At 27.8% G+C, this 14,591-nt stretch carries 15 protein-coding genes and 1 pseudogene; 13 read left to right on the top strand and 3 right to left on the bottom strand.

The window, feature by feature from the left end; translation table 4 throughout:
- Window positions 1-221: 221 nt before the first annotated feature.
- Window positions 222-362: a hypothetical protein gene (locus tag I5Q57_RS01600; RefSeq protein WP_215826502.1), complete on the top strand. Its 141-nt coding sequence runs from the start codon at window positions 222-224 to the stop codon at window positions 360-362.
- Here the strand turns inward: I5Q57_RS01600 and I5Q57_RS09835 are convergent.
- Window positions 320-457, bottom strand: a pseudogene (locus I5Q57_RS09835) (IS3 family transposase); the annotation flags it as partial. The gene I5Q57_RS01600 and the pseudogene I5Q57_RS09835 sit on opposite strands and share 43 nt — an antisense overlap.
- A 25-nt stretch (window positions 458-482) precedes the next feature.
- Between I5Q57_RS09835 and I5Q57_RS01595 the strand changes: the two are divergent.
- From I5Q57_RS01595 to frr, 8 genes are all read left to right on the top strand, one after another.
- Window positions 483-638 (top strand): hypothetical protein, encoded by a 156-nt coding sequence (locus tag I5Q57_RS01595; RefSeq protein WP_215826466.1) that lies wholly within the window; start codon window positions 483-485, stop codon window positions 636-638.
- Between the two features lie 103 nt (window positions 639-741).
- The gene (locus I5Q57_RS01590) at window positions 742-1,152 is read left to right on the top strand and encodes a hypothetical protein (protein WP_215826501.1); all 411 of its coding nucleotides are present in this window, start codon (window positions 742-744) and stop codon (window positions 1,150-1,152) included.
- A gap of 3 nt (window positions 1,153-1,155) precedes the next feature.
- Complete coding sequence (locus I5Q57_RS01585; RefSeq protein ID WP_215826500.1) at window positions 1,156-1,461, top strand: hypothetical protein; 306 nt, start codon at window positions 1,156-1,158, stop codon at window positions 1,459-1,461.
- A 248-nt stretch (window positions 1,462-1,709) separates the two neighbouring features.
- A complete protein-coding gene (gene rpsB, locus I5Q57_RS01580) occupies window positions 1,710-2,519 on the top strand; it encodes a 30S ribosomal protein S2 (protein WP_215827031.1) in 810 nt (269 codons plus the stop codon).
- Window positions 2,519-3,361, top strand: coding sequence for a translation elongation factor Ts (tsf, locus tag I5Q57_RS01575; protein WP_215826499.1), 843 nt, complete (start codon window positions 2,519-2,521; stop codon window positions 3,359-3,361). The genes rpsB and tsf overlap by 1 nt, the downstream gene beginning before the upstream one ends.
- A 62-nt stretch (window positions 3,362-3,423) precedes the next feature.
- Complete coding sequence (locus tag I5Q57_RS01570) at window positions 3,424-4,032, top strand: hypothetical protein (protein WP_215826498.1); 609 nt, start codon at window positions 3,424-3,426, stop codon at window positions 4,030-4,032.
- Between the two features lie 104 nt (window positions 4,033-4,136).
- Window positions 4,137-4,859: a UMP kinase gene (pyrH, locus tag I5Q57_RS01565; RefSeq protein ID WP_215826497.1), complete on the top strand. Its 723-nt coding sequence runs from the start codon at window positions 4,137-4,139 to the stop codon at window positions 4,857-4,859.
- A 57-nt stretch (window positions 4,860-4,916) separates the two neighbouring features.
- Window positions 4,917-5,474: a ribosome recycling factor gene (gene frr / locus I5Q57_RS01560; RefSeq protein ID WP_215826496.1), complete on the top strand. Its 558-nt coding sequence runs from the start codon at window positions 4,917-4,919 to the stop codon at window positions 5,472-5,474.
- Window positions 5,475-5,564: 90 nt separating this feature from the next.
- Here frr and I5Q57_RS01555 read toward each other — a convergent pair.
- Together I5Q57_RS01555 and I5Q57_RS01550 are read right to left on the bottom strand one after the other, a co-directional pair.
- A protein-coding gene (locus I5Q57_RS01555; protein WP_215826495.1) for an IS3 family transposase occupies window positions 5,565-6,673 on the bottom strand; the annotation gives its coding sequence in 2 pieces (ribosomal slippage) (window positions 5,565-6,433 and window positions 6,433-6,673; 1,110 coding nt in all).
- 27 nt (window positions 6,674-6,700) lie between these two features.
- On the bottom strand, window positions 6,701-7,156 hold the full coding sequence (locus tag I5Q57_RS01550; protein ID WP_215826494.1) for a hypothetical protein: 456 nt from the start codon (window positions 7,154-7,156) through the stop codon (window positions 6,701-6,703).
- A gap of 533 nt (window positions 7,157-7,689) precedes the next feature.
- Here I5Q57_RS01550 and I5Q57_RS01545 point away from each other — a divergent pair.
- The 4 genes from I5Q57_RS01545 (at window position 7,690) to I5Q57_RS01530 (ending at window position 14,216) form a co-directional block, all read left to right on the top strand.
- Window positions 7,690-8,640 (top strand): phosphatidate cytidylyltransferase, encoded by a 951-nt coding sequence (locus I5Q57_RS01545; RefSeq protein WP_215826493.1) that lies wholly within the window; start codon window positions 7,690-7,692, stop codon window positions 8,638-8,640.
- 15 nt (window positions 8,641-8,655) lie between these two features.
- On the top strand, window positions 8,656-13,011 hold the full coding sequence (locus I5Q57_RS01540) for a PolC-type DNA polymerase III (protein ID WP_215826492.1): 4,356 nt from the start codon (window positions 8,656-8,658) through the stop codon (window positions 13,009-13,011).
- A gap of 245 nt (window positions 13,012-13,256) precedes the next feature.
- Window positions 13,257-13,829, top strand: coding sequence for an IS1/IS1595 family N-terminal zinc-binding domain-containing protein (locus I5Q57_RS01535; RefSeq protein WP_215826491.1), 573 nt, complete (start codon window positions 13,257-13,259; stop codon window positions 13,827-13,829).
- Complete coding sequence (locus I5Q57_RS01530) at window positions 13,830-14,216, top strand: hypothetical protein (protein WP_215826490.1); 387 nt, start codon at window positions 13,830-13,832, stop codon at window positions 14,214-14,216. It abuts the gene before it with no gap.
- Window positions 14,217-14,591 lie beyond the last annotated feature (375 nt).

Here is a 14,591-nt window from a genome sequence, read left to right as displayed (position 1 = left end):
GCAAATTATACTATAAATTATTTTCTTATCTTACATAAAATAAGAAGTAAGGCAAATAACCTTACTCCTTAAAACTTTTCTTACGATATTTTTGAATAACTTTTTTAACTTCTTCTTTTCTTTTTTTTATAACCTGGTTATGGATAGGTTACAATAAGTTGGACCATATTTATGTGGACTTTCAAATAAAATAAAATTATTAAGAAAGTAGGAAGATAAAAATGGGGAAAAACTCATATTCAAATGAATTTAAAAAACAAATTGCCACGCTTTATCAAAACGGAAAAAGCTGGTATGGCAACCCTTTTTTGGACGCTTTTTATGTAGACTGTCATTTTCTAAATTCAACAGGCGTTAAATAATTTAAACTGCTATGTATTCTAAGATTATTGTATCAAGTAATAAAATCAAATAATTCTTTTAATTTTGTAGAAAACTCTTGATATTTATTGAATATACTTAATTTTAGGTATATTTTTAATATGATAGAGGTGGATAATAATTATGGAAAAAATAATTCAAGAACTAGTAAATACTTTAACAGATGATCAATTTTTATAATTTTATGAAAAAGTCAAACAACAAGGAGAATTAATAAAAAAACAAAAACGTTTAAATGAAATTGATCAAAAATTTAGAGCACAAGGTATTAAACGCCCTAAATGTGAATCTTACCATTGTGTTAAAAATGGACATAATTCAGAAGGAAAAAAATATTTATGTAAAAATTGCCATGAAAGTTTGGACGCTTCCCGTAATCATTTTATTTATTGAAGTCATTTAAATTATGAACAATGAAATTTATTGATTCAAATTTCATTGCTGGGGCAATCTAGTAAAACAATTTCTCGTTTTATTAAAACTACATTAAAAACTGCTTGATATAATCGTCAAAAATTAATGAAATCAAAACAATTAGAAAATACCCAATTAAAATTTAAAAAATTATCTGGTAAAATCCAAATCGATGAAACATTTATTAAAGAAATTTATAAAGGAAATTTCAAACATAAAACTGATCCACGAAGAATTCGCCTTGACCCATTCGCAACTAATACTAAATGCTGTATTCAAATGGCAGTTGATAATAATAACAATATTTATGTTAAATCCACAAACACCAAACGTTTACAAAAACAATGAGTTATTTAAAATATGAACAAAGAATTAATTAACCAAAATTCAATTATTACTTCTGATATGCAAAAATTATATTTTTTAGTAGCAAAAAAAACAAATTCTACTTTATGTGTAACTAAAACAACAATTAATCCTGAAGCTAGTTATCGTAACTTAAATAAAATCAGTAAATTACAATCTAGTCTTAAAGAATCCTTAACTCATTATCACGCGTTAGGTTTTACTAATATTCAAAATTATTTAAATCTCTGAAAATGAAAATACCAACATAGGGGTTTAACTCCAAACCAACAAACAGCGGTATTATATTTTAATGTATAAAAAATTAAAGTAAAAATAGTAATTTTACATAAAAGCCTTTTAAAATTATCAAGTTGATGATTTTTTTTATTTTATCAAGATTTTTCGACAAAATTAAAAAAACTGGTGTAATTGATTTAATGTAAATGTGTTATAATTTATCTGCTAATATTTTAAAAGTAACACATATGTGGATTCATTAGTCTAGTGCTTATTAATTAAGTGATTAATGTTAGAAGGATATGGAAGAAAAACGAAAGGAAATAAATATGGCAAGTGTTACTAAGGAACAGTTATTAGAAGCGGGGACTCATTTTGGTCATCAAACTAAAAGATGAAATCCCAAGATGAAAAAGTATATTTTCACTGAAAAAAGTGGAGTTTATATTATTGATTTACATAAAACAATGATTATGTTGGAAGAAGCTTTAGAGTATATTAAATCAATAACTAAAACTGGTGGAAAAATTATTTTTGTTGGTACTAAGAAACAAGCTCAAAATATTGTTAAAGAACAAGCAGTAAGAAGTAATTCTTTTTATGTTAATAAGCGATGACTTGGAGGAACTTTAACTAATTTAAGAACAATTCAAAAAAGTGTTAAAAAATTATGAAATATTGAACGACGAGAAAAAACTGGTGAATTATCTGTTTTACCAAAAAAAGAGCAAATTTTAATTCAAAAAGATAAAGAGAAACTAGATAAGTTTTTAAGTGGAATTCGCCATATGAGGGCGGTACCACAAGCAATATTTATTATCGATACTAATGTTGAACACAACGCAATTAAAGAAGCATTGAAGTTAAATATTCCTATTATTGCTATTTGTGATACTAATAGTGATCCTGATGGTATTAGTTATCCCATTCCCGGAAATGATGATGCTGCTAAAACAATTGCTTTAATTTCAACATTAGTTGCGGATGCTATTATTGAAGCTACTGATTTAACTATTGTTAAAGAAGAAAAACTACAAACTAATGCTGGTGCTGAGTCAGCACCAGCAGTTATTGCCCCAAGTAAAAAGGAAGCAGAAATTATTGAAAAAAATGACGGTGAGAAAGGAACTAAAGAATAATGCCAATAACAATGGAAATGATTAAAAATTTGCGTGATCGTACTAGTGTTGGCCTTATGGATTGCAAAAAAGCATTAGAGGCGAGTAATGGCAATATTGAAGCAGCGATTCAATGGTTAAGAACCAATGGTATTGCAAAGGCACAAGCTAAACAAGCGCGAATTAATACTGAGGGATTATCAAAAGTTTTAGTTGTTGATGATATAGCAATTATTTTAGAATTAAATTGTGAAACTGATTTTGTTGCTAAAAATAAATTATTTCTTGAATTATTAGACAATATTTTAACTTTATTTTTGAAACATCAACCACTTACTTTAGAAGCAGGATTTTTGTTAAAAAATGAAGAAAATATTGTTGTTAATGATTTATTAAATGAAGCAACATATAAATTAGGTGAAAAGATTAGTATTCGTCGTTTTACGATTATTACTAAAAGTGATCAAGACACATTAGTGGGATATAATTATGGTAATTATCGTATTGCTAGTTTAGTTAAATTACAAGGTCAAGTTGATAATGATATTGCTAAAAAACTTGCGATGCATGTTGTGGCTTCAAAACCTGCTTTTATTAGTCGTGAAGATATTCCTCAAGATTTTATTAATAAGGAAATGGATATTATTAATAGTCAAATGGCAACAGAAAATAAACCACCAGAAATTTTGGAAAAAATTAAGCAAGGTCGTTTAGATAAGCAGTTAGCGGAATATTCTTTATTAGATCAACCTTTTATGTTTGATGAAAAGAAAAAAGTTCAAGAAATTCTTATAATGCATAATACAAAAGTTTTATTAATGTATCGCTATGAAGTTGGTGAAGGAATTACTAAAAATGATTAATTTTTATTAATTAGCGCTACATTAGCATTGAAATAAAGATAAAATAAAGGAGGCATAATTAAGTGTATTTATCAGTAATAGTTTATTTCTTATTTTCATTTTATTTTGGTTTGATAGCAATAATTATTGGTAGTTTTACAATGTTTAACAAAGTTGCATCAAAAGTAGGATTTTGAAATAAGAAACAATCATTGATTTTATTAACAATTATTGTAATGAATTTACCGTTACAGTTAACAACATTAATATTAGCAATTACTAGTAAAACATATAATTTTTCCATTAGTGATACTTTATCCTCTGATGATAAATTTGCTATTAGTTTATTAACAATAAATTTTGCTTTACTTATTTTTACTGTTGTTTATTGTATTTTAGTTTCTGATTATTTAGCTGTTAAGTTTACAAAACAATTTGTTTTTCTTTTTGGACGAAAGATTCGCATTGAAAAAATTTATGAAATAAATGAAAATGAAAATGATTATTTGACAGTTCGGTTTATTGAAGGTTCAAGAGCAAAAAGAAAAATTAGTTGAAATAAAAAAAGTTTAACAACAAAATTTATTTTGGAAAATTATCAAGATTATATTCATAAGGTAATGAATTTAGAAGAAAATAATTTGACTAACAAAAAGCCACTTAAAATGGTGCGTTCAAAAAAAGAAAAGTAGTAATATTTTAAAAGAAAAACTTTAAAATTTTAATTAAAGTTTTTCTTTTTATTTAAAAAAATGTCGTATAAAATATATATGGGAAAAAGAAGTAGGTGTGAATAATGGAATTTAAATATAAGCGATGTTTATTAAAAATTAGTGGTGAAGCTTTAGGTGGTGTTAGCATTTATGATCCACAACGAATGAAAAATATTGTTAAACAAATTATTACTTTATCGCAAGAAGGAATTGAAATTGCTGTTGTTGTTGGTGGTGGCAACATTTGAAGAGGAGTTAATGCTAAAATCGCCGGTTTGGATAAGGTTAATGCTGATTATATGGGGATGTTAGCTACGGTAATGAACGCTTTAGCTTTAGAAGCTGAATTTAAAAATCAAAACTTTGATAAAGTAATTATTCAATCATCAATTGAAATGAATAAAATTTGTGAACCTTATTATTTTAAAAAATGTCTATCACGATTATCTAAGGGTTATGTTGTTATTTTAGCAGCTGGAACGGGATATCCGTATTTTACAACTGATACTGCAGCGGCATTACGAGCGTCGGAAATTAAGGCAGATGTCTTATTAATGGCTAAAAATGGTGTTGATGGTGTTTATAGTGCTGATCCAAAAATAGATAATACTGCTACTCATTATAAGTTTTTAACTTATGAGGATATAACGCAAAAGCAATTACGCGTAATGGATTTAACAGCAATTACAATGAGTATGGAAGCTAATTTAAAGATTATTGTGTTTGATATTAACGAACCAGATAATATTGTTAAAGCTTTACAGGAAAATACTAAAATTACAATTATTAGTAGTAGCAATAAATAGTTAAAGTTTTTAAGAAATAAGATTAAATTACAGTAATAAAAGTAAGGAGAATAATTAATGTTAATTGAGGCATTACAATTAGAAATTGAACAAATAAAAGAAGAAATGGAAAAGGTTTTAGAAAGCTTACGATATGAATTAAGTAAGATTCATACAGGAAGAGCTAATCCTTTAATTCTTGCTTCTGTTTTGGTAGATTATTATGGTAGTTTAATGCCAGTTAATCAAGTTGCTGCAATTACGGTTGTTGAAGGGCGACAACTTGTTATTAAATCTTATGATCGAAGTATTATTAAGCAAGTTATTGCTGCAATTACTAAAGCTAATTTGCAAGTTTCATTGCAAGACCAAGGTGATTATATTAGAATGAATGTCCCGCAGTTAACTGAAGAAAAACGCAAAGAATTTGTTCGGCAAGTAAAAAAGATTACTGAAGAAATGCGAGTTCGGATTCGTAATTTAAGACGAGATATTAATGAAATTATTAAAAAATCTAAATTGCCTTTAGATGATGTTAAATCTTATCAAGAAGATATTCAAAAATTAACTGATGAATATATTGCTAAGGCTGACGCTATCGTGTTAGAAAAAGAAAAAGAATTAATGACGGTTTAATCGGAATAAAAACTCTCCTTTATCTAGGAGAGTTTTTATTTTTTAAAGTTATTTACGAGCATGGTATGGTAATCCTTTTTTGGACACTTTTTATGTAGACTGTCATTTTCTAAATTCAACAGGCGTTAAATAATTTAAACTGCCATGTATTATAAGATTATTGTATCAATTAACAAAATCAAATAATTCGCATTTTAATTGTGTTAAATTTTCAAATTTTTTACCATTGATAAATTCCGTTTTAAAAGTTTTGTAAGTTGTTTCAGCCACAGCATTATCATAAGGACAACCCTGCGCACTCAATGATCTTTTAATATTAAAGGTTATTAAAATTTCATCAATGATTTTATTTTTGAACTCATTACCACGATCAGTATGAAATAAAGTTATTTTATTTAATGGTCGTGTTATTTTATGAAAAGCTTGTTGAACTAGTTCGGCGGTTTTGTTTGGTCAGGCACTATAGCCAATTATTTCTCGATTAAACAAGTCAATTAATAAACAAATATAATGTCATTTTCCTCCAACTTGCACATATGTTAAATCACTAATAACAACTTCATTAGGTTTTTTGTTATTAAATTGACGATTTAAAACATTACTAATTTGGTCATTATTAACCATTGTTTTATGATTACGATATTTTAATTTGGTGTATTTAGAAACCAAATTATTTTTGATCATAAGGAATCTGATTTTTCGACGTGATAAGATAATATCTTTTCTCATTAAAACAGCTTTAATTTTACGAGCACCATAAATTTTACAACTTTTATTAAATGCAATGATAACTTCTTCTTCATAATTATTAACATCATACTTAACACAATTATTAGTTTGATAATAATATGTTGATTTTGCTATTTTTAATATTTGACACATTTTTAGCAAGGAGTATCTTTCTTTATTATTGTTAATAATCCCTATTTTTTGCCAATTATCAGTGCTGCTTGCTTTAAAATGTCATTTTCCATTCGTAATTGTTGGTTTTCTTTTCGCAAGTAAATTAATTCATTTTCTTCGACAGTGCGATTATCTTGCACTTTAAATGATCCAAAATTATTAAAATTTTCAATTCACTGATATACGGCTGATTTTGAAATTCCGTATTCTTTAATAATTTCAACAATGCTTTTTCCGTTTTGATAAAGCATGACAATTTGTTTTTTAAATTCATTTGAATATGAGTTTTTCCCCATTTTTATCTTCCTACTTTCTTAATAATTTTATTTTATTTGAAAGTCCACATAAATATGGTCCAACTTATTGTAGCTTATCCAAGCATATTTTTTACAGTAATATAAATTTCAATATAATGCGGGACAAAATAGGAAAATCAGAATTAGAGCGGAGACAGCAATCTCTTGATAACTGCATCACATTGTTCCACCAAAATCTTCAATTCTAATAAGCGACATCGTTGCTACTAAAGTTAAGAGAATTAAGGCAAGCAATGAAATGCTAAAAAGCATAATTGCTATTTTTGCTTTTATTTGACTGAAATAAGAAAAAATTTGTAAACTGATAAAAATAATACTAAAAGTAACAAAGGTTATAAAATAATGAAATGGAAAAAAAGTAACATTATTTGGGATAAGAAATTTTTCAAGAATAATTTTAATTTCATCATAGGCACTAGCGCGATTACTTCCAGTTAAACTATTAGGATAAAGAAACATCATTGTTATTCAAAAAATAATGTTGATGATTAGCCACACTGTTGTGACTGTAAAAACTATGTTGCGATTTGTCATATGTTTTTCTCAATCAGTTCTGTTCAGCGGTCTTTTAAGTGAATGGCACAATCTGGATAAGGCCCTCCTCAGCAATCTGTTCAAGTGTGGTATCTAATTCTATCAATATCACTAACATAGTGAAATTTAATTTCATCACCATTATCTAGTTTATCTTATGAAAATAGTCCAATTCAATCATAACTAAATCGTTTTCATCAATTTAATCCGTTGTTGATAATGCATAGGGCACTAAAATATCTAGCTAGTACTTTTGTATTCATTATTTTTATTCCTTTCTTAAAAGATCTTATTTTATTATTTAAAAAGCAAAAATATTTTTTAATTTGGTCAAAAAACCCCTTATTAAATTTTATTATAGCATTGATTGTCTGAATATATTTTCACAATTAGATGTGATTTTATTCTTTCAATTTAATTATCAGTTATAATTAGTTAATATTGATAGAAGGAGTGATTAAATGAAAAAGCGAATTATTACTAGTATCTTTTTAATTTCTTTTGCAATTTTATATTTATTTGTTGGGGCGATATATCAAGAGTGAAAAGGTTTTGATGTTTGATATATGCCATATGCATTTTTAACAGTTAATAGTATTTTATTAGGGATTACAATTTTTGAGGTGATGAATTTAAGGAAAGGAGAAAGTTTTAATTGAATTATTAAAGCTATTATTTTTGTTTTTGCAATTATATTATTATGGTTTCCCATAGCAGAGAATATTAAGTATGAACCGTATTGAAATAAGTACAATGGTTCAAGTCATATTGAATGATGACAATCATGAATGGTATTGTTAATTTATATGATATTTTTATTAGTTATTTTACTAATGGTGAAAGTTTTTAAGAAGTTTAGTGCTAATGATGCGTTATTTATATTTTGTATGACACTTTATTTAGTATTTGCTTTTAAAGCAATGAATTATATTATGCTCCAACCAGGATTTGGTTGACCGGCAGTTAGTGTGGTTTTATTAATTACTATTAGTAATGATATATTTGCTTATATTGGCGGAACATTAGTTGGCAAAAATGCTCTTGCTCCAAAAATTAGTCCTAGTAAAACGTGAGAAGGGGCGATTATTGGTATTTTAGTAACCTTGGTGCTTGTTTTAGGATATATTGTGTTATTAACGGAGTTTACGAAGTATCAGCCATTTGCTAACTTTTTTACAACGAAAACAGATGATTATAAATATGTAATTTATTTCTTGTTAATTTTATTCTTGTCGTTAATAAGTCATATGGGTGATTTACTTTTTTCATTTATTAAACGGAATCATAATGTAAAAGATTTTTCTAATGTTTTACCAGGTCATGGAGGATTTTTGGACCGGATTGATAGTTTGTCTTTGGTATTAATATTTACTGGATTTTTTATGTTAATCCAGAGTTTTTCAACAATTTAAGTCAGGGGCGAACGTATGGAAAAGAATTTACAGCAATTGTGAAAAATAATGAAGTTTTCTTTAAAAAATGACATTTTACAACAAGCAAAATTATTGAAAATAGAATTTAAGAAAAAGAATGATACGCTGTATTTTACATTGCAAATCAACAAAATTTTACCAATTGAAATTATTAGAGAACTTGAACAATGTTTATTGAAACTTGATTTTCGTAGTAAAATAACTTTTTTATGTGTTGATGCTAATTATGTAATAGAACAAATTGTTGATTATTGAGAATATATTAAGCAAACTAAGACAAAACAAAAAGAGTACATTAATAGTAATATTTCTTGTGATAATTTAGTGTTGGAAAATAATGATTTACTTATTAAAGTTCATAATGAATCACAAGTGGCATTGACTAATCGGCATTTAAAATATTATCAGGAGCGAATGCGTCGGTATGGTTTTCAAAACTTGTCTTTAAAAATAAAAATTGAACAATATGATGTTTTTGTTGATCCAACAATGATACAAATTGAAGATGAAGAACGAATGAAAGTCCAACAAAGAGAACAACAACAAGTAAAGGCTTTGAATGCAAAAAAACGGGCGTTTAAAGGCAATTTGTCTAGTAGTGACAATTTATTGTCGCAAGTATCGTGTAAAATTTCAGAATTGGAAGAAGATGTTTGCGGGGTTTCTATTCAAGGACAAATTTTTCGTAAAGATTGTAAATTAACAAAAACTAAACGATGAATTTATTCAATATTAATTAGTGATTTTAGTGATGCGATTGCTTTACGATATTTTACAAGTGATGATATGAAAGACAAGCTTTTGGAAGAACTACAAGAAAAGGATTGAGTTGTTGTTAAAGGTGATGTGCGGTTTGATAATTTTTCTCGTGAACAAGTTTTGTGAGTAAATAAAATTCAAAAGATTGCTGATCCGCATTTACGAACTGATGATATGGTAGAAAAGCGGATTGAATTCCATTTACATACAAAAATGAGTGCGATGGATGGGGTTACAAGTATTGGCGAATATATTAAACAAGCAGGTCTTTGAAAACATTCAGCAATTGCGATTACTGATCATTTAAATGTTCAATCATTTCCTGATGCGCAAATGGCCCAAAAGAAATATCCTGCTGTTAAGGTTATTTATGGTGTGGAAATGCAAATGATTGATAGTAGTGTTAAAGCGATTATTAACGCTACTAGTGATGCGATTAATGCTTGTAAGTTTGTTATTTTTGATATTGAAACAACAGGATTGTCTAGTCGTTATGATGAAATTATTGAATTTGGAGCGGTAGTTATTGAGGGCCGGGGGTTAAGTGATAAAAGATATGATTTTTTAATTAAACCCAAAAGTAATGTCAGTGCTTTTAGTGAATCATTAACTGGGATTAGTAACGAAATGTTACAAGATAAGCCCCCAATTGAAATTGTGGCTGCTGAGATTAAAGAAGTTTTACAAGATGCTGTTCTTGTGGCTCATAATGCATCATTTGATATTGGTTTTATTCAAGAATTGTGAAATAAAATGGGTTATGGAAAACTTACTAATCCGATTATTGATACCTTGCAATTATCACGGTTATTACAGCAACAGTTACGCTATCATCGTTTAGGAATGGTTGCTAGAAAGTATAATATTAAGTATAATGAAGAAATTGCTCATCGCGCTGATTATGATGCCGAAATATTAGCTGATGTGTTTGCTGTGATGTTAACGGATTTAGAAGATAATTATCAAGTAAAAACATTATTAGATATTGAAAAAATTAATTATGAACCAATTTTTGCCAAGTTATTTGGTAATCATACGACAGTAATTGCTAAAAATGAGCAAGGATTGAAAGATTTATTCTTGTTAGTTTCGTTATCGCATACTAAGTACTTTTATAGTAGTCCTAAAATTACGATTGCGGCATTGCAAGAAATGCGTGCTAATGTTTTTATTGGTTCTGGTTGTGTTAATGGTCAGGTTTTTGAGTTTGCTCGTAATCGGAGTCAACAAGAATTGGAAGCAATAATGCAATTTTATGATTATATTGAAGTACAACCTCTAAGTGTTTACAATCATTTAGTTGAAAGTGGTGAGATGACAGTTGAACATTTAATGTGGATTGTAAAAAATATTGTTCATACTGCAAAGAAACTTAATAAAGTGGTTATTGCTTCTTCTGATGTTCATTATTTAAATCCGCAAGATAAGATTTTTCGTGATGTATATATTAATACTAAGGGTTTAGGAGGAAGAATGCATCCTTTATTTGACCGTAAAGGTCGTGTTAAAAATAATCCTGAGCAACATTTAAGAACGACTGCTGAGATGTTAAATGAGTTTAGTTTTTTAGAAGATGAAGTTTTAATTAAGGAATTGGTTGTTACTAGTCCTAATTATTTAAATGAGCAAATTTCGTGGTTGCGACCGATTAAAGATGATTTGTATACCCCAGTAATTGATAATGGTGATGTTGATAGCAATTTGAAAAGATTATGTTATGATAACGCGAAAAAAATTTATGGTGCAGTATTGCCAATAATGGTAGAAGAAAGGTTATCTCGGGAGTTAGATGCGATTTTAAAGCATGGTTTTGGGGTTGTTTATTGAATTGCTCATTTGTTAGTTACAAGGTCATTAAATGATGGTTATTTGGTTGGTTCTCGTGGTTCTGTGGGGTCGTCATTAGTTGCGACAATGGCGAAGATTACCGAGGTAAATCCATTAGTGCCACATTATGTGTGTTCGCAATGTCAATATAGTGAATTTATTAGTGATGAAAATATTCGTAGTGGTTATGATCTACCATCAAAAAATTGTCCACAATGTCGTCATCTTTTAACTGGTGACGGCCATGATATTCCGTTTGAAACCTTTTTAGGTTTTGATGGTGATAAAGTACCGGATATTGATTTGAATTTTTCTGGTGAGTATCAAATGGTTGCTCATAATTTTACTAAAGAGATGTTTGGTGTGGATAATGTGTTTCGGGCGGGAACAATTTCTACCGTGGCACAAAAAACAGCATTTGGTTATGCTCGTGGTTATTTGGAAGATGTGAAAGGTAATCATTTTGTTAAAAAGGCGTATTTGGAATGATTAGCACAAGGTTGTGAGGGTGTTAAACGAACAACCGGACAACATCCGGGGGGAATTGTTGTTGTTCCTAAGAACTATGATGTTAATGATTTTACGCCAGTAAATTTCCCGGCCGATGATATTACTTCGCAGTGAAAAACAACGCATTTTGATTTCCATGCTATTCATGATAACTTGTTAAAGTTAGATATTTTGGGACATGTTGATCCCACAGCATTAAAAATGCTACATGACCTTACTGGATATGATCCGCAAAATATTTTGTGTAATGATGCCGAAGTACTTTCATTATTTAGTTCCCCAGAAATTATGAAGATTACTAGTAGTGATATTAACAATGAAAAAACTGGAGCCGTGGGCTTACCTGAGTTTGGCACTCAATTTGTTCGTAAAATGTTAGAAGAAACAAATCCGACGAGTTTTGCTGATTTAGTGCAAATTTCTGGTTTATCGCATGGTACTGATGTGTGAGTAAATAATGCCCAAACATTAATTACCCATCAAGATTTAAAATTAAAAGATGTTATTGGTTGTCGTGATGATATTATGACTTATTTAATTCATCGTGAGATTCCGTCAGATACTGCTTTTAACATTATGGAAACCGTTCGTAAAGGAAAAGGTGTCACTGATGAGCAACAAAAAATTATGATTAGTCATAATGTTCCCCAATGATATATTGCATCGTGTCAAAAAATTAAGTATATGTTTCCTAAGGCGCACGCGACAGCTTATGTTCTAATGGCGTTGCGAATTGCTTGATATAAAATTAATTATCCGCACGAATATTATGCGACTTATTTTTCAACACGATGTGATGTTTTTGATATTAAGACGATTGCTAAGGGAAGGAATGCTGTTTTAACAAAATTAACCGATATCTTATCACGAATGGATAATGGTTATAATGTTGTTAATAAGTTAACTCAAAAGGAGAAGGATTTAGTACCAGTGTTGGAAGTAGCATTAGAAATGTATGCTCGCAAAATTGAATTTATTGGTATTAATTTAGAACATTCTCTAGCAACAAATTTTGTTGTTCAAGAGTTTGCTGGTGTTAAAAAGATTGTTCCGCCATTATCAGCATTAGATGGTTTGGGTAGTACTGTTGCTAATTCAATTGTTGAAGCCAGAACTGAAAGAGCGATTGCTTCTTTAGAAGATTTGCAAAAAAGAACTAGTATTACTAAAACGCATTTAAAGGAATTTGAGGAGATGGGTATGCTATCAGGTTTAGATAAATTTGATCAAATATCTTTGAACTTTTTTGAATAGTTAAAAGTGAAAAAATCAATTAGTTAAGAGTTAAGTAAAACCTTAATAGGTTTTACTTTTTCTGTAAGATGCTAAACAAATATTTTTGTTGTTGCTTTTCTTTTATTAAAATGGTACATAAAATATGTAGTTTAGTTTTTTAAAAATATTTAATTTATATTTTAATTTTGTCGAAAACTCTTGATATTTATTGAATATACTTAATTTTAGGTATATTTTTAATATGATAGATGTAGATAATAATTATGGAAAAAATAATTCAAGAACTAGTAAATACTTTAACAGATGATCAATTTTTAGAATTTTATGAAAAAGTCAAACAACAAGCAGAATTAATAAAAAAACAAAAACGTTTAAATGAAATTGATCAAAAATTTAGAGCACAAGGTATTAAACGCCCTAAATGTGAATCTTGCCATTGCGTTAAAAATGGACATAATTCAGAAGGAAAACAAAAATATTTATGTAAAAATTGTCATGCAAGTTTTGACGCTTTTCGTAATCATTTTATTTATTGAAGTCATTTAAATTATGAACAATGAAATTTATTGATTCAAATTTCATTGCTGGGGCAATCTAGTAAAATAATTTCTCGTTTTATTAAAACTACATTAAAAACTGCTTGATATAATCGTCAAAAATTAATGAAATCAAAACAATTAGAAAATACCCAATTAAAATTTAAAAAATTATCTGGTAAAATCCAAATCGATGAAACATTTATTAAAGAAATTCATAAAGGAAATTTCAAACATAAAACTGATCCACGAAGAATTCACCTTGACCCATTCGCAACTAATACTAAATGCTGTATTTAAATGGCTGTTGATAATAATAACAATATTTATGTTAAATCCACAAAAACCAAACGTTTACAAAAACAATGAGTTATTGAAAATATGAACAAAGAATTAATTAACCAAAATTCAATTATTACTTCTGATATGCAAAAATTATATTTTTTAGTAGCAAAACAAACAAATTCTACTTTATGTGTAACTAAAACAACAATTAATCCTGAAGCTAGTTATCGTAACTTAAATAAAATCAGTAAATTACAATCTAGTCTTAAAGAAGCCTTAATTCATTATCATGGTTTAGGTTTTACTAATATTCAAAATTATTTAAATCTCTGAAAATGAAAATATCAACATAAGGGTTTAAATCCAAACCAAAAAACAGCGGTATTATATTTTAATGTATAAAAAATTAAAGTAAAAATAGTAATTTTACATAAAAGCCTTTTAAAATTATCAAGTTGATGATTTTTTTTATTTTATCAATAGTTTTCGACAAATTTAAAAAATTTATATCGTTAAATAGTTAAAATTTGTGGTAATATATATTTACGGTTTTGAAATACTCCGAGGATATATATTGAATTTAATTGATTAAATATTGGTTTAAAAGATAATTAGAATTATTTTAAAAAAAGTTTAAATTTATGTTGACATTTATTTCAAAATTCAGTACTATCTTAAATGTACTAGTAATTAAGTCGTTAAACTTCTTACTATTACAAAATGATCTTTGAAAACTAAACAGAACAATCTGTCAATCTGATGAGTTATGAAACAAAC

It is taken from the genome of Spiroplasma endosymbiont of 'Nebria riversi' (genome assembly GCF_018831625.1).
GTDB lineage: Bacteria > Bacillota_I > Bacilli_A > Mycoplasmatales > Nriv7 > Nriv7.
This window is presented reverse-complemented; position numbering and strand designations above follow the sequence as displayed.